At 72.4% G+C, this 22,032-nt stretch carries 20 protein-coding genes; 8 read left to right on the forward strand and 12 right to left on the reverse strand.

The genetic code is table 11. The annotated features are described in order from the left end of the window. Positions 1 to 303: 303 nt before the first annotated feature. Positions 304 to 1,470: a hypothetical protein gene (locus Cs7R123_RS27795; protein ID WP_212830683.1), complete on the forward strand. Its 1,167-nt coding sequence runs from the start codon at positions 304 to 306 to the stop codon at positions 1,468 to 1,470. A gap of 153 nt (positions 1,471 to 1,623) precedes the next feature. Here the strand turns inward: Cs7R123_RS27795 and Cs7R123_RS27800 are convergent, their stop codons facing one another. The 3 genes from Cs7R123_RS27800 to Cs7R123_RS27810 are packed head-to-tail and all read right to left on the reverse strand — an operon-like array spanning position 1,624 to position 4,547. Then, positions 1,624 to 2,094: a GNAT family N-acetyltransferase gene (locus tag Cs7R123_RS27800; RefSeq protein ID WP_212830685.1), complete on the reverse strand. Its 471-nt coding sequence runs from the start codon at positions 2,092 to 2,094 to the stop codon at positions 1,624 to 1,626. 24 nt (positions 2,095 to 2,118) lie between these two features. Then, complete coding sequence (locus tag Cs7R123_RS40865) at positions 2,119 to 2,727, reverse strand: TetR/AcrR family transcriptional regulator (protein WP_212830687.1); 609 nt, start codon at positions 2,725 to 2,727, stop codon at positions 2,119 to 2,121. Further along, positions 2,724 to 4,547 carry a zinc ribbon domain-containing protein gene (locus Cs7R123_RS27810; protein ID WP_212830688.1) on the reverse strand — a complete coding sequence of 608 codons (1,824 nt, stop codon included), beginning with the start codon at positions 4,545 to 4,547 and terminating at the stop codon, positions 2,724 to 2,726. The genes Cs7R123_RS40865 and Cs7R123_RS27810 overlap by 4 nt, the downstream gene beginning before the upstream one ends. Before the next feature lie 311 nt (positions 4,548 to 4,858). On the opposite strand from Cs7R123_RS27810, the gene Cs7R123_RS27815 reads away from it, so the two are divergent. Together Cs7R123_RS27815 and Cs7R123_RS27820 are read left to right on the forward strand one after the other, a co-directional pair. Further along, on the forward strand, positions 4,859 to 6,421 hold the full coding sequence (locus Cs7R123_RS27815) for an MFS transporter (RefSeq protein WP_212830690.1): 1,563 nt from the start codon (positions 4,859 to 4,861) through the stop codon (positions 6,419 to 6,421). Positions 6,422 to 6,524: 103 nt separating this feature from the next. Then, positions 6,525 to 7,169 carry a hypothetical protein gene (locus Cs7R123_RS27820; protein ID WP_212830691.1) on the forward strand — a complete coding sequence of 215 codons (645 nt, stop codon included), beginning with the start codon at positions 6,525 to 6,527 and terminating at the stop codon, positions 7,167 to 7,169. On the opposite strand, the gene Cs7R123_RS27825 is transcribed toward Cs7R123_RS27820, so the two are convergent. Beyond that, positions 7,155 to 7,466 (reverse strand): hypothetical protein, encoded by a 312-nt coding sequence (locus Cs7R123_RS27825; protein ID WP_212830692.1) that lies wholly within the window; start codon positions 7,464 to 7,466, stop codon positions 7,155 to 7,157. The two genes, Cs7R123_RS27820 and Cs7R123_RS27825, sit on opposite strands and share 15 nt — an antisense overlap. A gap of 213 nt (positions 7,467 to 7,679) precedes the next feature. On the opposite strand from Cs7R123_RS27825, the gene Cs7R123_RS27830 reads away from it, so the two are divergent. Beyond that, positions 7,680 to 9,008: a protein kinase gene (locus Cs7R123_RS27830; RefSeq protein WP_212830693.1), complete on the forward strand. Its 1,329-nt coding sequence runs from the start codon at positions 7,680 to 7,682 to the stop codon at positions 9,006 to 9,008. Between the two features lie 4 nt (positions 9,009 to 9,012). Here the strand turns inward: Cs7R123_RS27830 and Cs7R123_RS27835 are convergent, their stop codons facing one another. The 3 genes from Cs7R123_RS27835 to Cs7R123_RS27845 form a co-directional block, all read right to left on the reverse strand. Further along, the gene (locus Cs7R123_RS27835; protein ID WP_212830694.1) at positions 9,013 to 9,819 is read right to left on the reverse strand and encodes an alpha/beta fold hydrolase; all 807 of its coding nucleotides are present in this window, start codon (positions 9,817 to 9,819) and stop codon (positions 9,013 to 9,015) included. A gap of 150 nt (positions 9,820 to 9,969) precedes the next feature. After that, a complete protein-coding gene (locus Cs7R123_RS27840; protein ID WP_212830695.1) occupies positions 9,970 to 10,833 on the reverse strand; it encodes an alpha/beta fold hydrolase in 864 nt (287 codons plus the stop codon). 2 nt (positions 10,834 to 10,835) lie between these two features. Then, entirely contained in the window at positions 10,836 to 11,492 is a 657-nt protein-coding gene (locus Cs7R123_RS27845) for a TetR/AcrR family transcriptional regulator (RefSeq protein ID WP_212830696.1), read from the reverse strand. A 118-nt stretch (positions 11,493 to 11,610) separates the two neighbouring features. Here Cs7R123_RS27845 and Cs7R123_RS27850 point away from each other — a divergent pair, with 118 nt between their 5' ends. Continuing rightward, the gene (locus tag Cs7R123_RS27850; RefSeq protein ID WP_212830698.1) at positions 11,611 to 12,585 is read left to right on the forward strand and encodes a PHB depolymerase family esterase; all 975 of its coding nucleotides are present in this window, start codon (positions 11,611 to 11,613) and stop codon (positions 12,583 to 12,585) included. 87 nt (positions 12,586 to 12,672) lie between these two features. Here Cs7R123_RS27850 and Cs7R123_RS27855 read toward each other — a convergent pair whose 3' ends face one another. From Cs7R123_RS27855 to Cs7R123_RS27865, 3 genes are all read right to left on the reverse strand, one after another. After that, positions 12,673 to 13,155 carry a glyoxalase/bleomycin resistance/extradiol dioxygenase family protein gene (locus Cs7R123_RS27855; RefSeq protein WP_212830700.1) on the reverse strand — a complete coding sequence of 161 codons (483 nt, stop codon included), beginning with the start codon at positions 13,153 to 13,155 and terminating at the stop codon, positions 12,673 to 12,675. A 74-nt stretch (positions 13,156 to 13,229) separates the two neighbouring features. Then, complete coding sequence (locus Cs7R123_RS27860; protein WP_244872189.1) at positions 13,230 to 15,509, reverse strand: UvrD-helicase domain-containing protein; 2,280 nt, start codon at positions 15,507 to 15,509, stop codon at positions 13,230 to 13,232. 162 nt (positions 15,510 to 15,671) lie between these two features. After that, entirely contained in the window at positions 15,672 to 16,100 is a 429-nt protein-coding gene (locus Cs7R123_RS27865; protein ID WP_212830704.1) for a DoxX family protein, read from the reverse strand. Positions 16,101 to 16,321: 221 nt separating this feature from the next. Here Cs7R123_RS27865 and Cs7R123_RS27870 point away from each other — a divergent pair, with 221 nt between their 5' ends. Further along, positions 16,322 to 18,151, forward strand: coding sequence for a cellulase family glycosylhydrolase (locus Cs7R123_RS27870; protein ID WP_212830706.1), 1,830 nt, complete (start codon positions 16,322 to 16,324; stop codon positions 18,149 to 18,151). An 80-nt stretch (positions 18,152 to 18,231) separates the two neighbouring features. On the opposite strand, the gene Cs7R123_RS27875 is transcribed toward Cs7R123_RS27870, so the two are convergent. Then, positions 18,232 to 18,705, reverse strand: coding sequence for a peptidase inhibitor family I36 protein (locus Cs7R123_RS27875; RefSeq protein WP_212830708.1), 474 nt, complete (start codon positions 18,703 to 18,705; stop codon positions 18,232 to 18,234). 607 nt (positions 18,706 to 19,312) lie between these two features. Here Cs7R123_RS27875 and Cs7R123_RS27880 point away from each other — a divergent pair. Next, positions 19,313 to 20,530, forward strand: a complete 1,218-nt coding sequence (locus Cs7R123_RS27880; protein ID WP_212830710.1) for an esterase-like activity of phytase family protein — start codon at positions 19,313 to 19,315, stop codon at positions 20,528 to 20,530. A gap of 91 nt (positions 20,531 to 20,621) precedes the next feature. Further along, entirely contained in the window at positions 20,622 to 21,299 is a 678-nt protein-coding gene (locus Cs7R123_RS27885; protein ID WP_212830712.1) for a YoaK family protein, read from the forward strand. A gap of 88 nt (positions 21,300 to 21,387) precedes the next feature. Here the strand turns inward: Cs7R123_RS27885 and Cs7R123_RS27890 are convergent, their stop codons facing one another. Next, positions 21,388 to 22,014 carry a TetR/AcrR family transcriptional regulator gene (locus Cs7R123_RS27890; RefSeq protein ID WP_212830714.1) on the reverse strand — a complete coding sequence of 209 codons (627 nt, stop codon included), beginning with the start codon at positions 22,012 to 22,014 and terminating at the stop codon, positions 21,388 to 21,390. Positions 22,015 to 22,032 lie beyond the last annotated feature (18 nt).

Raw genomic sequence — 22,032 nt, forward strand, 5'->3', positions numbered from 1 at the left:
CGCCGCCACGGCTCTCGCAGAGGTGGTCACATGGCGCAGGCACCCGGCTCCGAACCCGACGAGGAGCCTGGCAGGCGCTTGTCCGACCGTCGGGCGGAAGTGGTCGACATCCCGGATCTGCCGGCCCCGACGCCGACTCGGGCCGAACCGGCGACCGACGGCTCCGCGCCGCGCGACGGTTCCGGTACGGCAACCGTGCCGCAGCAGACGCCCGGCGCGGACGAGCACGTACGGAAGGACGAGCCGAGACCGGGCCGCCGATGGCGCGCCCGTCTGCGCGCCGCCTGGCGGTCGATGGTCGAAATGGCGCAAACGCCCGAGGGCAAGGAGACGATCCGGGCCGTACTGAAGATCCTCCGCAAGGAGGGCACGAAGGCGGCCAAGGCCCATTTCGAAAAGTGGCTGCGCGAGCGGGTCGCGGACCGCCGCAAGCGCCGCAGGCGGCACGACGGCCAGGATGGGCAGGACAGCCAGGACCGGCAGGACTCGCCCGGCAGCCAGACCCCGAGCACCAGGGACGACAGCGGCCGCGACCGCGACCTGGCGCGGAACGACCGGATCGACCAGCAGACGCAGACGCAGCCCGAGCCGCAGCCCGAGCCGCAGCCCGAGCCGCAGCCGCAGCCGCAGCCGGAGCCGGAGCCGGAGCCGGAGCCGGTCCCCAGAATCGAACGCCGCAGACTGCGCCTCCACCAGCCGAACCGGGCCCGGCTGCTGATCTTCGGCGGCCTGCTGGCCGCGCTCGGCTGGTTCTTGCCGTGGTATTTCGTCACCTACGAGGCCGCCTCGGCCAAGGAGCTCGCCGCCATCCAGCGGGCTGACGCCGTCGACCTGGGCGGTCACCCGTTCCACCATTTCATGAACATCGGCTGGTCCTTCTACCTCGCCTCCTACAACGGCCACAACCTGGCCGGGCACGAGGCGACCGCGGCGGTGATCGGCACCCCGAACCTGATGCTGTATCCGGCGCTGGCCGTCGTCGTGTTCGCCTTCCTGACCCGGAGCTTCCGCGGCATGGGCAGGAGCACGCTCGCGCGGGCCGCGGCCGGCCTGGTAGACGCCGCGCCCGCCTATCTCCTGGCTCCGCAGGCCGTCTTCCTCGCCCTGGCGGTCCACAACATGGCTGCTGGCGCCGACTCCTCTTCCACGATCGCGATGATGTCGCAGACCACCCCCGCGGGGATCGCGGTGCGGCAGGTCTTCCTGGACTCTTTCGCCCACGGACCGAAGGCCGCGCTGGGGCAGCTGTCGCTGCACGTGTCGATGGGGGCGGGGGTGATGTTCGTCGGGGTGCTTGTGATGGGGTTCGCCGCGGCGTCCACGCCGAGGCGGACCTGGCTCAGCGGTCCACCCGCCGCCCTGACCGGGGTGCCAGGCGTCGTGGCCCGGGTGCTGCGGCTCGCGCCGCTGGCGGTGATCGCCGGCTGTCTGCTGCTGATGACCGTGGACACGGTCAGGGCCGTGTACTGACCAGTGGGCACGCCACGCCGGAGTCGGCACCCGTTAGATGACCTGGGGAAGGTGGTCGTCCCGCGACCTGCGCCCGGCACCATGGCGCCGGAACCGTCCGCGTGGACGAGGTTCGGCAGGGCCCCGTCCCGGGCCGCGCCGAACCGATGCGGATCAGGATCGCCCGCCGCCGCCCCCGAGCACGCCGGCCGGCTCGCGGACCATCAGCACGTCCACCGGCTCCTCGGACGCCACGGTGAAGCCGTGGCGCGCGTACAGCCGCCCGGCCTCGCTGCCGCGCAGGACGATCAGCCGCACCCGTACCCCGTCGCGGTCGCACTGCTCCAGCAGTTCGCGCAGGACCGCCGAGCCGACCCCCCGGCCCTGCACCTGCGGGTCGAGGTAGAAGTGCTCCAGCCAGTGGCCGCCGTCGGCGGGGCGCAGCGCCACGCATCCGGCGAACGCGCCGTCGACCTCGATCACCCGCGTGTTGGCGGGCACGTAGGTGTCGCGCAGCCGCTGGCGCACCCGGTGGTCGTCGTAGCGGCCCAGCCGCTCCAGGTCCGCGCGCAGGACCACGGCCCGCAGCTCGACCGCGCTCTCAAGATCGGCGGCAGTCGCCTGCCGCATCGCCCAGTCCGCCATGATCGGCGATGGTACCGGCGCCGGTCAGCGCGGCGGGCCGGGGTGCAGCAGGCCGTCGACCAGGTCACGTAGCGGCGCCACGAGTTCCTGCTCGGTGGCGGCGGTGAGCGGTTGCAGGCCGGAGACGCGCAGCAGCGTGACGCCGATGGCGGCCGACAGCACGAGCTGGGCGCGGAGCATGAGCTGGCCGTCGTCGGGGGCGTCGGGCTGCCAGCCTGCCGTGGCGGCCAGCCGCTCGGCGAAGCGGCGCAGCACGCCGAGGCGCATCGCCTCGGTGCGCTCGTCACCCGAGGAGCGCAGCAGCAGGAGCAGGACCTGGTTGGGGCCGCCCTCGGGGGTGGTGCCCGCGGCCTGCGCGGCGATCGCGGTGGGGATGTCGGTGCGCGGCACGTCGCCCGCGGCGCGGGAAAGCTCGTCGACGGCGTAGCCGAGGCAGGCCTCGAACAGGCCCTCCTTGGAGTCGAAGTAGCGGTTGATCAGGGCGACGTTGACGCCCGCCTCGTCGGCGATGTCGCGCACGGTGGTGGCCGCGTACCCGTCGCGCGCGAAGCGGCCGCGTGCCACCTCCAGCAGCAGCTGGCGGGTCTTGGCCGCGTCGCGGCGCCGCTGGCCGGTGTCGGTGCTCACTGTCATCCGCCTCCTCGCGACCAGCGTCTCTGATTTCCTGAGTTTGTCCGAGTGATTCGGATGTTCCGGGTGGGGCGTGGCCGTGTCGTGCCTGGTCCGAAGTCTGCGGGTAGGCAGATGGCGGGGGTGGCATGGACGTGGTGGAAGCCGGTCCGGTGGTGCCGGGGGTTCAGGAGATCGTGTGCAGGGCCTGACGGCGTCACCAGTTGGTGGTGTCGCTTCTTGGGTTCCTGCCCCGCCGGACGCTGGCCACCTTCCGATGGGGCGGGGACCGTGCGCCGGTCGGGCACACGGCGGGCAAGTTTGGACCCCGACGGCTGCTTCGGGGTGGGCCGGTTCTTCGGTCCGCGGGTGCTGGTCTGCCGAGCCGGGCGGGTGGCGGCGGCGTGGTCGCGGTCGGTCGACAGCCCGCACCCGAGGCAGACCGCCCACTTCCAGCCCCGTTCGCCCGGCCGGTCCGGGGCGGGCACGTGCCTCAGTTCGGTGTGTCCGTGGCCGCAGCGGGGGCAGTACCGGCTGGTCCCGCGGGCGGGGACCGTGACGACCGCAAGACCGGCTTTGGCGGCCAGGTGCACGATCGCGTCCTGAACGATCCCGCGTACCTGCCCGGACAGCCGGGCATTGCCCCTACAAGTACCACGGGCCTGCAGCGTGGACAGGTCCTCGACGTAGACGACGGTGGCGTGCAGGGCCACGGCCTGGTCCACGGCCCACCGCGCCGCCGACCAGGCCAGGGCCTTGTTCAGGTTACGGATGCGCGCGCACACCCGTTCATGCTCGGCGCGGGCGCGTTCGGCAAGCGCGGACAGCCGCCCGGTACGCGGATCGGCCGGAGCCAGCCCGGCTGCCAGGACGGTGTGGTGGTCGCGTTTGGCCGCCAGATGCTCGCGCTGGCCGCGCAGGCGGTGGAGTTTTGCCGATACGGCCGTGGCGTCGTAACGAAGCATCCGCCCGTCGGTGACGGTCCGGCCCTGCACGGTCAGCCGCCCGAGGGCGGCGGTCAGCAGTGTGTTGACACCCCAGTCCACCCCCAGGGCAAGCGTGTGCCCGGACGTGGCCGCGCGCACGACCGGGATCCGGTACGGCAGATCGACCCGGACCCGATGCCCGACCACCCGCAACGTCGGCACACAGATCGCAGCGTCGACGGGCACGGTCGGCGGCAGAGCCACCGTCATCACATGCCACGCCCAGTCGGCGCGTGAGGCAGGTTGTTCGACCAGCGGCAGCTGCACCCGCACCACCACCCGCCGGTCCCCGTCGCGAGCCAGGGTCACCAGCTGCCGGTCGGTGGCGGCCAGCAACACCTGCCGGGCCGCCGGCGGGGCCGCCTCCAGGTCCGGCAGGTCGCCGGGCAGCAGGCCGCCGTGACGGTCCAGGTGGGCGTCGACCTGCCGCGTCCGGTTGCGGATCACCGCTGTCGACACCCCGGCCGGTAGCAGGTCACGCAACGCCCGCCAGTCACCGTCGGCACGTCTGCCGCCAGGCGGCCATGTCGCGATGATCGCCTGAACGATCCGGCGGCGGTGCACGGCCAGACGCAACGCGCGGGCGGCCCCCTCCTCGGCACACCGACATACTCGGTCACTGACGTACACACCCTGCGGCGGGTGGGCGGTCCAGCCGAGGCGTCGCAGCGCCGTCCAGCCCTTGGCCGGCAGCGGCCGCCCGTCGGGACCGACACCGGCAGCGAGGGTGTCCAGGTCGGGGCCGGTCCAGTGCTCGGCCACGACTCGGGCGGCCATACCGGCGACCAGCCCGGTCAGCCAACCCACCCGCACCGCCAGCACACGCTCACCCACACGCTGCCCGCCGGACTCCACCACCGCCGACAGGGCGGCACACGACGCCGTCGCGGTGAGTTCACCCACCGACATCGACCGTGCACCTCCTGCCAAATGATGACCACATAGGACGTCGGCAGCCTAGCCAGCCCCTCCGACAAGAACCAGTGGCGCCATTGCGTGGCCAGCACACGACACAAAACCCGAATACCTCGAAGATCGAGATCGCTTAGCAACAACCGACAGCAGTTCGAACCTTAACCGGCGCGCCATGTGATGTAAACGACCGTTGACTTAGTTGGAGCAGCGGCGATAGCGTCCAAGTAATCAATTGTTTACTTCGGCGGGAATCAATGGAACACGTAGTCAAGACGGTGGGCGCGCCCACCGGCGCGAACACCGCGCCGGCCGCGCCGGCCACCCCCGCGCCCGCGGTCCGCAGCGGACGCCACGCCAACAGCACCCTGGTGGTGCTGTTCCTGTCGCTCGGCGGCCTCGCCTTCGCGGTGCTCCAGTCACTGGTCGCCCCGGCCCTGCCGACCATCGCGCGGGACCTGCACACGACCACCGGCGACATCAGCTGGATCATCACGGCCTACCTGCTGTCGGCGTCGGTGCTGACGCCGATCCTCGGCCGCCTCGGCGACATGGTCGGCAAGCGCAAGATGATGCTGGTCGTGCTGGTCCTGCTCGCGGCGGGCACGCTACTGGCCGCGCTGTCCACCACGCTGCCGGTGCTGATCGCGGCGCGGGCGCTCCAGGGCGCGGCGGGCGCGATCATGCCGCTGTCCATCGGCATCGTCCGCGACGAGCTGCCCCGGGAGAAGGTCAGTGTCACCGTCGGCCTGCTGTCGGCCATCTTCGGCGTCGGCGCCGGCCTGGGCATCGTGCTCGCCGGACCGATCGTGGAGCACCTGTCCTGGGAGTGGCTGTTCTGGTTCCCGCTGATGCTCATCGGCGTCGCGCTGCTGGGCGTGTTCTTCGGCGTGCCGGAGTCCCCGGTGCGCACCCCGGGCCGCCTCGACGTGCTCGGCGCGGGAATCCTGTCGGTGTCGCTGGTGTCGCTGCTGCTGGCCATCAGCAAGGGCCGCGAGTGGGGCTGGGACGAGACCAAGACCATCACGCTGCTGGCCGTGGGCGTGGTCGCGCTGATCGCGTTCGTCCTGGTCGAGCTGCGGGTACGCGAGCCGCTCATCAACATGCGCCTGCTGGCCATCCGGGGCGTATGGGCCACGAACCTGGTCGGCCTGGCGTTCGGCTTCGCGATGTTCGGCACGTTCCTGCTCATCCCGACGCTGCTGGAGCTGCCGGCCGCCACCGGCTACGGCTTCGGCAAGACCGTCTCGCAGGCGGGCCTGTTCCTCATGCCCACCACCGTGATGATGCTGTTCTTCGGCCCGCTGTCCGGCCTGCTGGACCGCCGCTTCGGCCCCAAGCTGCCGATGTTCCTGGGCGCCGTCCTGGTCACCGCCGCGTACGCGCTGCCCGGCGCCTTCCACGACGAGCTGTGGCAGCTGGTCACCTCCGGCGTGCTCACCGGCGCCGGCATGGGCCTGGCCTTCGCGGCCATGTCCAACGCCATCATCGAGTCGGTGCCCGCCACGCACACCGGTGAGGCGACCAGCGTCAACAGCATCGTGCGCACCATCGGCGGCAGCATCGGCACCGCCGTGGTCGCCGCGGTGATCACCGGCCACAGCACGCCGCAGGGCCTGCCCATGGAGGAGGCGTTCACGTCCGGGTTCTGGGTGTGCGCGGGGGTGGCCGCGCTGGCGGTCGTGGCGGCGCTGATCGTGCCGTCGGCCCGGCGCCGTCGCTCGGAGGCCGTCGCGTCGGGCGTCGGCGACCTGCCGGTCGAGCCGGTCGAGCTGATCCCCCACTCCCACCGCCAGGCCGACCACGCCCCGGTCAGCTGACGGTCGGATACCGGAAGGGCCGTGGTCCCCACGCGGGGCCGCGGCCCTTCCGTCACGCCGTCAGAAGGCGTCGCGCATACGCTGGCCGGGGAGGGACACGCACATGCATCCTGCGGCGGCGCGGCTGCGCCACGTGTACTGGCTGGGCGGCGGCAGCGGCGCGGGCAAGTCGACGATCTCCCGGCGCCTGGCCGACCGCTACGGGATGCGCTGTTACGCCACCGACGACGTCATGGCCGACCACGCCGCCCGCCTGTCCCCCGCCGACGCCCCGCACCTGAGCGCGTTCGCCGCCATGGACATGGACGAGCGCTGGGTGCACCGCAGCCCCCGCCAGATGCTGGACACGTTCCACTGGTACCACGGCGAGGGCTTCGACCAGATCGTCGCAGACCTGCTGCGCCTGCCCACCGACCGGCCGGTCCTGGCCGAAGGCTTCCGGCTGCTACCCGACCTGGTCGCGCCGCTGCTGGCCGACCGCGCGCACGCGGTGTGGCTGCTGCCGACGACCCGGTTCCGCCGAGCCGTGTTCGCGTCCCGGGGCGGCACCGGCTGGGGGTTCATCGCCCGGACCGGCGACCCCGGACGAGCGCTGCGGAACCTGGTCGACCGCGACGGGATGTTCACCGAGCGGCTCGCGGCGCAGGTGCGCCCGCTCGGCCTGACGGCGTTCGCGGTGGACACGCCGACGGCCGAGGACGACCTGCTGGAACGGGTCGCGACGGCGTACGGGTTAACCGGCCGCTAGCACCTTCAGCCTGCCGTGGGAGCCGTGGAAGTGCGGTGCCCGGTACGACAGGCTCGTGCGCGCGGCGAACTCGACGGTGACCTCCGCCTCGGCGAGCCCGAACTCCTGGCCCGAGGTCGGCACCACCCGTACCGCGACCTGGTGCGGTCCGGCGCCGACGGCCACCGTGTGGGTGCCCCAGGTGCGGACGAGCTGATCCACGCCGTCGACGAGCAGGCGCGGCGAGCTGGTCCGGTAGAGCCGGGTGAACGCCGGATACGCGAACGTCACCTGCAACGAGCCCTGGCCGATCGACACGAGCCCACCCCCTCCCGCTCATCATCGCCGCTCCCACCGGCACGAAGTGCCGTTTCAGTCGACCGCGCGCCACCCGTTCACCGAGGAAGAGCACCTTCTCATCGCGATACGAGGTGGAAGGTGCCCTTCTCGACGTCACCAGCCGTCCACAGTCGACGATCCGATAGCGCGCCGGTTTGACTGGCCGCCGATCGATGGCCAATGCTTGCGCGCATGCTTGACCCGGGGATGACGCTCGGCGGCCGCTACGAGCTGGCGGCACTGATCGCCCGTGGCGGGATGGGCGAGGTCTGGGCCGCCGACGACACCGTCCTGGGCCGCCGGGTGGCGGTGAAGGTGCTGCTGCCCAACCTCGCCGCCGATCCCGGGTTCTCCGCCCGGTTCCGGGCCGAGGCGCGCGCCATGGCGGCGCTGAGCCACCCGGGCATCGTCGAGATCTACGACTACGGCCAGGCTGACGGCATCGCGTACCTGGTGATGCAGTTCGTCGAGGGCGAGTCGCTGTCGGCGCTGGTGCGCCGGGGCGGCGCGCTGGAGCGGGGATACGCGCTGCGCCTGATGGCGCAGGCCGCGCGGGCCATCCACGCCGCCCACCGGCAGGGCATCGTGCACCGCGACGTCAAGCCCGCCAACCTGCTGCTGCGCGCCGACGGACGGCTCGCGCTGACCGATTTCGGGATCGCCCGGATCGTCGCGGGCGACCGGCTCACCGCGACGGACGAGATCCAGGGCACCGCGTCCTACCTGGCCCCGGAGCAGGTGACCGGCGAGGACGTCGGACCGGCCACCGACGTGTACGCCCTGGGCGTGGTCGCCTACGAACTGCTGACCGGCAAACGGCCCTTCACCGGCGACAGCCCGCTGTCCGTGGCCCTCCAGCACGTGCACGACGATCCCCCGCCGCTGCCGCCGGGCATCCCGGCGCTCGCGCGGACGCTGGTGGAAAGGGCGCTGGCCAAGGAACCCGCCGACCGCTGGCCGACCGCCGCCGCCTTCGCCGACGCGGCCGAGTCCGCCGCCGCGACCGCGCCCGACCCCGCCCCGACCCGGCTGCGCCGTGACGTGCTGGTCGGTGCGGGTGTGGCGCTGATCCTGGTGGCGGCCCTCGCCTTCGTGCTGTCCCCCGGCTCCTCCGACGATGCGCAGGGGCAGGTGCCGTCCGCGCCCCCGTCCGCGGCCGTGACCCTGGCCGCGGCGACGGCGGCCCCGAAGACCGGTCCGACGCCCACCGTCACCAGGCGAGCGCCCGGCCGGAGCCCGGGGCCGTCCGGCGGGACGGGCGATCCGGCCGGCGGCAGCCCGTCCGCGCTGCCGAGCCCCAGTCCCACTGCCCGCGCCGTGCCGAACATGTACAGCTGGACCGAGAGCGAGGCCCGGTCGGAGCTGGACCGGCTCGGGTTCGTGGCCCAGGTCGACTACGAGGCGACGCTGGCCAGCTGCGGCGTCATCCGGCAGAGCCCGACGGGCGGCACGGTCCTCGACGTCGGCTCGACCGTCGACGTGGTGGTCGGCAAACCGCTGGGCACCTGCAAGCAGACCTGACCTGTCAGGAGGCGGTCGCGGCGTCCTGGATCATCTTGGCCACGACGTCGGGATGCGACACCATGATCACGTGCGAGGCGTCGCCGACGACCACGGTCTCCTTGGCACCGGCCCGCTTGGCCATGAAGTCCTGCACCGCCGCCGGGATGTTCTTGTCGGCGGAGCCGTACACGAAGTAGGACGGGATCGTCTTCCACGCGGCCGCTTCGGCCTTCTCCGCCAGCGCCGCCTGCGCGATGGGCCGCTGCGTCACGGCCATCTGCGTGGCCTGCTCGACGGGCACGTCGGCGGCGAACTGCTCGCGGAACTTGTCCTGCTGGATGTACAGGTCGTCGCCGCCGGGCACCGCCACGGGCGGGGCGAGCGCCTGCCCGAGTGTGCCGCCGGGGAACTTCGCGGACAGGTCGGCCGCGCTCTCGCCGGTGTCGGGCGCGAACGCCGCGACGTACACCAGGGCCTTGACGTTCGGGTTGCCGTCGGCTGCGGCGCTGATCACCTCGCCGCCGTAGGAGTGGCCGACCAGCACGATCGGACCGTCGATCGACTTGAGCACGGCGGCGACCTGGTCGGCGTCGCTCTTGACGCCGCGCAGCGGGTTGGCCACCGCCAGGACCGGATAGCCCTGGGCGAGCAGTTGCGACACCACGCCGTTCCAGCTGGAGGAGTCGGCGAACGCCCCGTGCACCAGCACCACCGTCGGCTTGTCGGCCGCGCGCGCCTGACCGGCCGCGGCGGGCGACGTCAAGGCGCCCAGCACCGCCGCGACGGTGAGCACTGCGGCCAGGGCGTGCGCACGCCGTACGGATCCCATGATCGGTTCCCCTTCCCATCGGCTCCCCTGCATGCTCGCAAGGGGCGCCGGTGGGAGGGTTCCGTTTGGGACAAGTCGGCCGAGGTCAGCGGCTTGCCAATGCGACTCCGGCGGCCAAACGCGCCGATCAGGGGCGCAACCGCCGGGCGGTCACGCGGGCGCGGTCAGCCGCCTCGCGATGCGCTCGGCCGGGCCGTCGGTCATCAGGATCGTGTAGTGGTTGGTGTCGGCGACCAGCTCCGGGGCCAGCAGCGGCGCCTGCACGGCCCAGTGGTCCACGATCGGCTGCGGCAGCATCCCGGGCTCCTGCCCGAGCATGCCGCGCGGGGCGTGCAGCAGCGTGGCCGGGACGGCCAGGGCACGCAGGTCGTCGCCGAAGGAGGCGGCGCCGACCAGCAGGTCGCGGCCGTCGGCGTACACGGCCTCGGTGCTGGTGCGGGAGCGGACGGCGCCGGGCTCGCCGACGGCGTCGTAGCGCACGTACGCCTCCATGTCGTCGTTCCACTCCCCGGCCAGCGCCGGGTGCGCCCGGAAGAAGTCGACGTACGCCTCGACCGACGCGTACGTCTCGCGCAGGCGCGCGACCGCCGGGCCGATCGTCAGTTCGAGCAGCCGGTCGGCGTCGAACTGGGCCGGTACTGGCAGCGGCAGTCCGCCGTCGACCAGCACCAGCCGGTCGAACAGCTGCGGGGTGCGGGCGGCGGCGCGCACGGCGGCGTAGGCGCCCATCGACTGGCCGACCAGCGCCACCGGCGCGCCCAGGTGCTCGGCGACGGCGGCCAGGTCGGCGGCGTGGGCGTCCATCCCGTACGGCCCGGGGACGTCCGCGCTGCCGCCGCGCCCGCGCAGGTCCAGCGCGATCAGGCTCCAGCCGCCGGGCAGATGCCGGGCGACGGCGCGAAACGACATCGCCGAGGCGGTGATGCCGTGCGCGGCCACGGCGATCCGGTCGCCGTCGCCGAAGCGCAGCGCGTGCAGCGTGCCACCGGGCACCGGGAGCTGGAGGGAACGCATGATCAGCCTTTCGGGGTGGGAACGGCGCCCGCGATCTGGAGGGCGAAGCCGGCGAAGGTGTCGGCGACCTGGTCGCGGGTGTACGGCTGGTCGGGGCCGAACCAGTGCGCCACCTGCATGCCCATCGAGCCGATCGCGGTGGCGGCCAGGACGGCGTCGGCGACCCGGAACGCGCCCCGGTCGATACCCAGGCGCAGCACCTGGAGCCCGAGCTGCCGCGACTGCTCGCGCAGGGCCAGCGCGGGGGCGGCCCGTTCGGGCGACAGGGCGTGCAGTTCGGCGTTGGCGACCAGGGCCAGCAGCGGGAAATCGGCGTGGGCGCCGACCTGGGCCCGGACCAGGGCCGACAGCTGCTCGGCCGGGCCCGGCGGCGCCGCGACCAGCGCCTGCTGGAGGCGCCGGTGCAGTTCCTCGTGCCCGAGCAGCACGAGCTCGGCCAGGACGTGCTCCTTGGACGGGTAGTGCGCGTACAGGGTGGCGGAGTTGATGCCGACGGCCCCGGCCAGGTCGCGGATGGAGGTGCCGTGGAAGCCGTACTCGGCGAACAGCCGCAGCGCCGCCAGCAGGATGCGGCCCCGGGTCCCGGCGGGCGTCACCCCGGCGGGCAGCTCGACGGCGACCGCGCTGAGCCGTCGCGGCTCCCACCTCGTACCGGTCACGGTGTCGCCCTTCCACGGCAAGCGATCGATTGGTTGACACCGTAGTCGACGGAGCGGATAGTGCCAACCATTAGCCAACCAATCGATTGGTTGGCATCTTGAGTCCGAGAGGAGAGGGATGTCTGCACCGTCCCCAGACCGAACCGCTCCAAGCCTGCTGCGCAGGCTCGTCACCGCCGCCGCGACCGCCCTGGCCGCACTCGCCGCCACCCTGGCCGTCCCCGCCCCGGCCCACGCCGCGGGCGGCGCCTTCTACGGCGTGTACGCCAGCGTCTACGGCACCCGCGACTACCACGGGTACGTGCCGTCGTCGTACCGGCCCGGCACGCCGATGCCGCTGCTGGTGGCCCTGCACGGCTGCACCGAGAACGACATCGGCTTCGACCTGCTGTCCGGCTGGAGCCGCGTCGCCGAGCAGCGCGGCTTCATCGTCGTCTTCCCCGACCAGAGCAACCTGGTCAACCCCGCCACCTGCTGGAACTGGTACCTGGAGACCAACCAGCACCGCGGCTGGGGCGAACCGGCCATCATCGCCGGGATCACCAACCGGATCCGCTCGCAGTACACCGTGGACTCCCGGCGGGTCTACACCACCGGCGTGTCCGCGGGCGGCGTCATGACCAACATCATGGCCGTCGCCTACCCCGACATCTTCGCCGCGACCTCGGTCATGGCCGGCTGCGAGTACGACTGCGACGTGCTGCAACTCCAGTCGGCGCAGGAGTCGGGGCGCAAGGCGCTGGCCGAGATGGGCAGCCGGGCCCGGCCGGTGCCCGCGATCGTCTTCCAGGGCACCGCCGACCTGGTGGTGCCGCCGTCCACGGCGTACCGCATCGCCGGGCAGTGGGCCGTCGTCGACGGCATCGACGCCACGGCCGACACCGTCCAGACCGGGCAGGTGCCCGGCGGGCGCAGCTACACCCACCTGACCTACCGCGACACGGCGGGCACGGCGCTGATCGAGCAGTACATGATCGACGGCGCCGGGCACGCCTACCCGGGCGGCTGCGCGTGCAGCCTGTACGGCGACCCGTCCGGCCCCGACGCCAGCAACCTCAGCTGGGACTTCTTCCTCGCCCACCCCAAACCCTGACCCGTCCCGGCCAGCTCGGCACCTGCCCTCCACCGCCCACACCACCCATGGTGTAGCGACACCGTAGGTGGTGTGGGCCGTGACGACTCACGCAGTGGCGGCGAGGCGGCGGCGCAGTTCGTCGGCGGGGACGTCCTCCAGATGGGTCAGGAACACCCACAGGTGCCCCGACGGGTCCCGCAGGATGGCCGTGCGGTCACCGTGGAACATGTCGGCAGGCGGCTGAAGGATCTCGGCTCCGGCTGCCCACGCCCGGTCGGTCAGGCTGTCCACGTCGGGCACGAACACGTGCAGCGTGACGGTGGTGCCGCCGCCGAGCGCCGTCGGCGCCGCGAACACGGCGGACTCCGCCTCCTCCACGCTGACGTCGCCCAGCATCAGCACCGACCGACCGATGCTGATCTCCGCGTGCAGGACGCCCCCACCGGGCGCGTCCACCCTGGAGTCCAGGCGTGCCCCGAACGCCCGCCGGTAGAAGTCGATCGCCGCGACGGCGTCGGCGACCATGATGTGCGGAATCACCGCGTACCGGTAGCGGTCCGGAACGGCGGGGTCGGCGTGCTCGCTCACGTGCACCTCCAGGGTGATCGCGGCCGCCGCGCTGCTGGGACGGCCGCCATCGAACCTAGAACCTCAAGTTGAGTTCAGGTCAAGCTCGCGGGCAGCGGGTCGCGGTGGAGGACTACCAGGCCGGCCACCGCCCGGGTGAGGACGACGTACAGGCGGCTGCGGCCGCGCGGTTCGGCGGCGACGATCTCGGCCGGTTCCACCACGATCACGTGGTCGTACTCCAGGCCCTTGACCAGGCTCGCGGGCAGCACGAGCGCACCGTCCACCGCCGCCCCCAGCACCTCGGCCGTCTGGTCGGCGGCGATGACCGCGACCGAGGCGTCGCGCGGCGCCTCGGCGACCGCCTCGCGCACCGCCGCGTGCAGGTCGTCCACCTGCCGCACGGTCAGCACCCCGCCCGGCCGGTACGACTCCGTCGGCGCGATCTCCGGCGGCAGCAGCCGCGCCCCGTAGTCCGCGATCAGCTGCGGCACCCGGTACCCGGTCCGCAGCTCCAGCGTCCGGCTGTCCCGCCGCGACAGTCGCGTCAGCAGCTCCGGCCAGGTCGCGGCCGCGAGCGGGTGCGTGGCCTGGCCGAGGTCGCCCACGATCGTCATCGACGCGTACGCCGCGCGGCGCGCGATCATCCGGGACTCCATCGGCGACAGGTCCTGCGCCTCGTCGAGCACCACGTGCGCGTAGTCGGCCTCGGCGACGGGCTCGTCCTCGGGCTCGGCCTGCGGCAGCGGCTCGGCCAGCACGGGCACGTAGGCGTCCTCGCCGTACGGGTCGAAGCCGTCGGTCCAGCCGACGACGGTGTGCCCCTCGCGCAGGATCACCGCCTCGGCCCAGCGCTGCGCGGCCACGGCCGCGTCGTTGTCGATCTGCGGCCCGGCCAGCGCGATGGGCGTGGCGACGCCGGGCGCCCACAGGGTCCAGCCGTCGTGCAGACTGCAACTGATCATGAACGTCTCGGCGAGCCGGGGCCCGGAGGTGAGCTCACGCAGCCGCACCCCGGTGTCGACCGCGGCCTTCGGCTGCGGCACCCGGCCGAGCAGCTGGGCCAGCTCGTCGAGCAGCGGCACGTCGTCGACGGACCAGTCCGCCCCCGGCCGGTACGACGCGGCAAGTGTCTCGGCCTGCGCCGCGTCCAGGACCGGCCGGGCCCGGTCGGCCTCGGCCAGCCACGACAGCACCGCCGCCGGGGTCAGCGGCGGCCACCAGGCGTGCAGGAACCGCCGGACCTCGCTGCGGTCGCCGACCTCGTCGATGAACAGCTCGCGGTCGAGGTGGGCGGTGTCGGCCCGCTCCCACAGCGCCTCCACCAGCGCGGCGGCCGCGAACCGCCGGGCCGCGTTGGGCGGGGTCGCGTCCTGCTCGGCCAGGGTGCGGGCGCGGACACGGGCTCTGGTCAGGGCGGCGGCGTCGAGGGTCAGCACCTGTCCCGCGTACACGAGGCGGAGCCGGTCCGGTGCGGCCGGCGGCACCTGCCACATGAGCTCGACCAGCACCTGCCGCATGATCTCGCCGCCCTTGACCGCGGCGACCGGCGCGGGATCGCGCCGGACGGCGGTGACGCCCTCGAACAGCTCGCCGATGGCGCGCAGGTGCACGCTGTCCTCGCCGAGCGCGGGCAGCACCCGGCTGATGTAGTTGGTGAACACCGTCGACGGGCCCACCACCAGGACGCGGCCGTCGGCGAACCGGCCCCGGTCGGTGTAGAGCAGGTACGCCGCGCGGTGCAGCGCGACCTGCGTCTTTCCCGTGCCGGGGCCGCCGGTGATCAGGGTGACGCCGCGCGCGGGTGCCCGGATCGCCTCGTCCTGCTCGCGCTGGATCGTGGTGACGATGTCGCGCATCTGCGGCCCGCGCGAGCGCCGCAGTGCCGCGAGCAGCGCGCCCTCACCGAGCACCCGCAGGTCGCCCGCGGCGTCCGGGTCCAGGACGTCGTCGTCGAGGTCGACGACCCGCGGGCCACGGCAGATGATCACTCGACGGCGTACGACGCCGAGCGGCGCGCCGGACGTGGCCCGGTAGAACGCGGCCGCCGCGGGGGCGCGCCAGTCCACCAGCAGCGGTTCCATGTCGTCCTCGCGCAGCCCCAGCCGCCCGATGCGGTAGGCCTCACCGTCGTCGTAGTCCAGCCGCCCGAAGACGAGGCCCTCCTCCTCGGCGTCGAGGGTGCGTAGCTGGTCGGCGGCGCGCAGGACCATGGCGTCGCGTTCGACCAGCCCGGTGGTCGGGCCGGCGTTGGCGCGCTCGTGGCCCTCGCGGGCCAGGGACCGGGCCCGTTCCCGCATCACCTCGACGCGCTCGTAGACGCGGTCGACGACCTGCTGCTCGGTGGCGATCTCCAACGTTCTGACGTCAGGCACAGTGCTCCCCGGGAAGGTGGGCTTGGGTGGCCTGCCGAGGCTATGCGCAGTCCAGCGCCTGAAAATCGTCATTCGGGTGGATAAATCCAGGGTTGCCGGGCCGGTATACTGAATACGGCAAGGGAGGCGAGCAGCCTCCCTTTTCCTGTGTCCCGGCCCGGATCAGGCCTCGCCGACCTGCGGTCGCGCCTCGTCGCGGCGCAGCACGGCGGGAACGGTGAGCGCGCCCAGCATGCGGCCGCTCGGGCGGGTCGCCCAGGACACCAGCGTCAGCACCGACAGGGCCGCCGTCGTGGCGACCTGCGTCGTCGACGAGCCCGCGACCAGGTGCGACACGGTCGCCCCGGACAGGTCGAAGAACGCTCCGGCGTACGCCCACTCCTTCAGGCGCGGCAGGCGCGGGGCCAGGACGGTGACGCCGCCGAGCACCTTCCAGAAGCCGAGGATGGTGAGGAACATCGGCGGATAGCCGAGGTCGTACACGCCCTGGGCGGCGGCAGGCAGCCGGACCAGGTCGGCGGCGCCGCCGGACAGCATCACGAACGCCAGCACGGCGGTGGTGGCCCAGTAGGTGGTGGTCTTCAGGTTCATGGTCATCTCCCGTCTCTCCCGCTCACCGATCCAGCAGCCCGACCCGTTACGCCCGGCCCGGTGGGTTTACCGGTTCACCATTCACCGAGCTCCTGATTTCGTGCCATACATCCGGCACAGCTTGACCGGTTGCGCCGAACAGGTCGAGCTGGTTCAATGTCGTGAGCGGTGAGCCAGGGCACGCGTTTCCCATGCATCTCGATGCGTCATGGAGGCGCCACATGAGACACCGCTCTGCCCTCATCTCCAGCGTCGCTGCGGCGGCGTGCATCGCCCTGGCCGTGGTCGTCGTGCCGTCAGTGGCCAGCGCGGCCGCTGGCTGCTCGGTGACCTACCAGAACACCAGCGCCTGGCAGTCGACGCCGACGTCCGGCGGGTTCAACACGACCCTGGCCATCACCAACCTCGGCGATCCGATCAGCCACTGGACGCTGACGTTCACGCTGCCCGCAGGCCACACCCGCACCGGCGGCTGGAACGCGACGTTCAGCGGCACCACCGCCGTCACCGCCACCGACATCGGCTGGAACGGCACCATCGGCACCGGCCAGACCAACGCCAGCGTCGGCCTGCAGGGCGACTGGACCCGCTCGACCGCGGGTTCGGCCCCGCCGAGCCCGTTCCCGCAGCCGGCCAACTTCGCCCTCAACGGCGTGGCCTGCAACGGCTCCACCACCAGCCCGAGCGCCAGCCCGAGCCGGAGTGCGAGCCCGAGTCCGTCGCCCAGCAGCTCGCCGGGCAACCGGGCCCCGGTGGTGAGCCTGACCAGCCCCACGGCCGGGCAGACCTTCACCGCACCGGCGACCGTGAACTTCGCCGCCACCGCGAGCGACCCGGACGGCACCGTGGCCCGGGTCGAGTTCCTCAACGGCACGACCGTGGTGGGCACGGACACCAGCTCGCCGTACACGTTCGCCTGGACGAACGTGGCCGCCGGGTCCTACTCGGTGAGCGCCCGCGCGGTCGACAACCTCGGCGCGGCCACGACCGGCACCCCGGCCTCGATCACGGTCAGCCCCGGCGGCACCGGTGGTCCGGCGCCGGCACTGCGCGTGTCCGGCAACAAGATCCAGACCACCGCCGGGGTCACCTACCGGCTGCTGGGCGTCAACCGGTCCAGCGCCGAGTTCGCCTGCGTACAGGGCAAGGGCATGTGGGACAGCCCGACCCCGGACCAGGCCAGCGTCGACGCGATGAAGGCGTGGAACATCCACGCGGTACGCATCCCGCTCAACGAGGACTGCTGGCTCGGCACCTTCGGCACCCCCAGCGGCAGCACCTACCAGCAGGCCGTCAAGGCGTACGCGGACCTGCTCGTCGCCAACGGGATCACTCCGATCGTGGAGATGCACTGGAACCACGGCTCGTACACGGGCACGTCCTCGGCCTGCGCGGACGCCACCGCCACCTGCCAGAAGCCGATGCCGGACGCGCAGTACGCCCCGACGTTCTGGACCCAGCTCGCGACGATGTTCAAGGGCAACAACGCGGTCGTGTTCGACCTGTTCAACGAGCCCTACCCGGACGCGGCCAACAACTGGTCCAACGCCACCGCGGCGTGGACCTGCCTGCGCGACGGCGGCACCTGCACCGGCATCGGCTACCAGGTGGCCGGCATGCAGAGCCTCGTCAACGCGGTACGCGCCACCGGCGCCACCAATGTGATCATGGTCGCCGGGCTGACCTGGACCAACGACCTGACCCAGTGGCTGGCGTACAAGCCGGTCGACCCGGCCGGCAACATCGTCGCGTCGTGGCACTCGTACAACTTCAACGCCTGCGTCACCACGTCGTGCTGGGACAGCCAGATCGGCAGCGTCGCCGCCCAGGTGCCGGTGGTGGCCGGTGAGATCGGCCAGAACACCTGCGCCCATGACTACATCGACCAGGTCATGGCGTGGGCCGACAGCCACGGCGTCAGCTACCTGGCGTGGACGTGGAACCCGTGGGGTTGCAGCCAGGGCAACGTGCTCATCAACGATTACACGGGCAGCCCGACCGCCACGTTCGGCGAGGGCTTCAAGGCCCACCTGCTGACCCAGAACCCGTAGTCGGCGAACAGGCCCGAGGGCCGTCACGAGTCGTCCGGTCCGGACGCGGCGTGGCGGCCCTCGGCGTAGGGGTCAGCTGATCAGCAGGGGTCGGTCGGGCGGGTCCACTTGTGGGACCGCAGGCTCCACCCGGTGGGATCGCTCCCCCAGGCGCCCTGCTCCACCCAGACCTTCGCGGTCACGTAGTTCGCGCCCTGGAACAGGCACACGCCGTCGTAGGACGCGCTCGTCCCGTTGTTGTAGACCGCCTTGACCGGCTGCGAGGACGTCCAGGAGCAGACGACCGGGGTGCTCCGCCAGTCGTTGTCGGCGTTCACCCAGGTGCACCGGCCGCTGCTGCCGTCGGTGTTCGGCCAGATGCAGAGCATGCCGGAGGGGCACGACAGGGCCAGGACGCCGATGTTCGAGGCCGGGGTGAGCTTGGCGGCGGCGATGGCGGCGGGCCGTGCCGCCGCGCTCTGGTTCGGGACGGCGCTCGCGGCGGGAGCGGTGCTCAGCACCGTCGCCCCGATCAGCGCCAGCGCGCTTACCGCGCGCCAGATGGCACGATTCATTTTGGATCCCCGTTTCGTCGGGCGGGTATTTCCGGATGGTCGGAGAGGCCCCTGCGACCCATCCAAGGTATGGCAGCCGCAACACCCGGCACAACACATATCTGCAAACTGATCTATGCCACAAAAAAGAGCCGTAGAGATGGCAACCCACGCAACCCCGATCGGCGTCAATCCATTGTGGCCCGACGTGCAGCCGCAGGCGGATGCCCGGCTCGGCACCCTGGCTGATCACGCACGGAAGGGCGTCGGCCGGATCGTCTCGAGTCCGCCGGCGAGATCGCCGCGCCCGCGCGGAAAAGATGATTCAGCTAAGCTCGAAAACGCGATGAAAGGCACAGCGGCAACTAGTTTCGTTCCGCCGCTGGATCGATCTCGGCTTTCTCCGCAATGCAGATGTTCAATGAATCCGGCAGAGTGTCCGAACTGGACTTATGCGGCAGACGGCATGCCCTGAAAAGCCTTTCGTGAAACATCACGACACATGGAGCGTCCGGCGGCGTGAACCGGGCGCGGCGGCGGGTCTCCACTGCCAGTTGCACGCGTGTTCGCGGCGGGTTCAACCGGGCTGTCTAGCGTCCCGGGGAGCTGACCTGATCAAGGAGGTTCCATGACCCGCCTTCCTCGCCTGGCCGTCACCGGCCTGGCGGTCCTGACCCTGGCGGTCGCCCTGCCCGCCAGCGGTTCGGCCGCCCCCGCCGACAGCGGCCGTACCGCCGACTTCGGCCCGGCGACGCTGACCGGCTTCGCCAAGCTGCCCGCCGCGACGTTCGTACCGGCCAGCGACCCGTCCGGGTCGCTGCTCGGCGCCGCGCCGGTCAACGGGATCACGCCGCCCTTCGCCGACCAGCCGGTGCAAGGCTTCAGCGGTATCGCGCGCAACCGCGACGGCAGCTACGACGTGCTGTCCGACAACGGGTACGGCAACATCGCCAACAGCGCCGACTTCGTGCTGCGCATCCACCGGATCATCCCGGCGTTCGGCAGTCACACCGTCGACGTGGTCGGCGGGATCAACCTCACCGACCCGAACGGGCTGGTGCCGTGGCCGCTGACCCGCGCCGACCGGGTGCTGACCGGGTCGGACTTCGACGTCGAGTCGATCGTCAAGGACGCCGACGGCGGTTACTGGATCGGCGACGAGTTCGGGCCGTACCTGCTGCACTTCGACCGGGCCGGGCGGCTGCTGGCCGCGCCGATCCCGCTGGAGGGCGTGCACGCGCCCGAGAGCGCCGCGCGTGACGGCGTCACCGCGAACCTGCCCAGCAGCAAGGGCTTCGAGGGTATGGCCGCCTCGCCCGACGGGCGCTACCTGTACCCGCTGCTGGAGGGCACCGTCGCCGGGGACGTCCCGGGCACGCTGCGGATCAGCCAGTTCGACCGGGCCGCGAACGCCTACACGGGCAGGCGCTGGGCGTACCCGCTGGCCGCGACCGGCAACGCGATCGGCGACTTCATCGCCGTGGACAAGCAGCGGTTCCTGGTCATCGAGCGCGACAACGCCCAGGGCGACGCGGCCGCGTTCAAGAAGATCTTCCTGGTGGACCTGGCCGACCGCGACCGCGACGGCCTGGCCGACAAGTCGCTGGTGGCCGACCTGCTCGCCATCGCCGACCCGCAGCACCTGGGCGGGACGGCCGACGTGTTCCGGTTCCCGTTCCAGACCATCGAGGACGTGCTGATCCTCGACAACCGGACCCTGGCCGTGCTGAACGACAACAACTTCCCGTTCTCGTCCGGTCGCACCCCCGGCCAGCCCGACGACGACGAGTTCATCACCATCCGCCTCGACCGCTCCCTGCACGCCGACCACCGCGTGCTGGACTGAGCCGCGGCACGCCGACCGCCGTTTCGGGCCGCCGCACCGCCCGAAACGGCGATCTCCATCCCGGCGACCGCGGCTTGGCCAGAATGAAGTGGTGGCGAACGCACCCGAGCACGGGCCGCTGCCCCGGCTGCTGATCGCGCTGACCGTGGTCAGCGGCCTGGTCGACGCGTTCAGCTACCTGACCCTGGGCCACGTGTTCGTCGCCAACATGACCGGCAACGTGGTCTTCTTCGGGTTCGCCCTGGCCGGGGTCGGCGGGATCTCCGTCGTGTCGAGCCTGGTCGCGATCGTGGCGTTCGTCGTCGGCGCGGCGATCGGCGGCCGCGCCGCCCTCGACCTGCGGCCACACCGGGGGCTGCTGCTGGCCGGGACGTGCGCGGTCCAGGCCGCCGTCCTGGCCGTCTCGGCGATCGCCGTCGCCCGCACCGGGATGCGGCCCGAGGGCGTCACGCCGGTCCTGATCGCGCTGCTGGCCGTCGCGATGGGCGGGCAGAACGCGGTCGTGGGCAGGCTCGGCATCCCCGAGCTGACCACCACCGTGCTGACCAGGACCGTCACCGGCCTGGCAGCGGGCAGTTCACCGGCGGTGGTGCAGGCGCGCCGGCTGGCCTCGGTCGTCGCCATGGTGCTCGGCGCCTGGGCGGGCGGTCTGCTGCTGCGCTGGGCCGGGCAGTCGGCGCCGCTGTGGCTGGCCGCGCTGGTGCTCCTGGCGACCGCCGCGTCCGCGCTGGTCCGGGCCCGCCGTCGCGGCTCGGAATCCTGGCGCTGAGCCGGTCGGCCCGGCCGGACGACCACCGCCAGGTGCTTGGCGACCGGCTGCTCGCTCTGGGAGCCGGCGCCGATCGACGCCGGTCCGGTCAGCGGCGGAGCCCACCGCCCCGGTTCCCCTCGCGCGTCGGGCGCCCGGCCTGGACGGCCGGCTGCGGGCGCAGGCCGTCCATGAAGACGGTGATGAAGGACTCGCGCAGGTGCGGGGACACGGGTTGCGCCCGCGCGATGGCGTAGGCGGTCTGGCCGATCAGGGTGGTGAGCAGGGCGGGTTCGAGGTCGGTGCGGATCGCGCCGTCAGCCCGCGCCCCGATGACCATGTCTTCCACCAGCCGCTCCAGCTCGGTCCGCAGGGCGGAGGTGGCCGGCAGGTCCAGGCCGTCGACCTGGTCGGCGATGGCGTGGTGCGCGGACTGGAAGGCGATCAGCTCGGCGAGGAAGGCGCGCAGCGCCTGTTCGGGGCTGGATGCGGCCAGCAGGTCGCGACCCCGGTGCACCACCGGTGCCAGCAGGCCGGAGACTGCGGCGTCGAGCAGGGCGTCCTTGCCGCCGAAGGCCCGCACGACGGTGCCCATGCCCAGGCCTGCCCGTTTCGCGATGGCCTCGACGGTCAGCGGGGTGCCCCGGTCGGCCAGCAGCGCCGTCGCGGCCTCCAGCGCCAGCTGTCTGTTGCGGACGGCGTCAGCCCTGCGCCCGCCCGCCCCCGGTGTTGACATCTGGAACGTCCCTTCCAC

Origin of the sequence: Catellatospora sp. TT07R-123 (assembly GCF_018327705.1) — a bacterium.
Taxonomy (GTDB): domain Bacteria; phylum Actinomycetota; class Actinomycetes; order Mycobacteriales; family Micromonosporaceae; genus Catellatospora.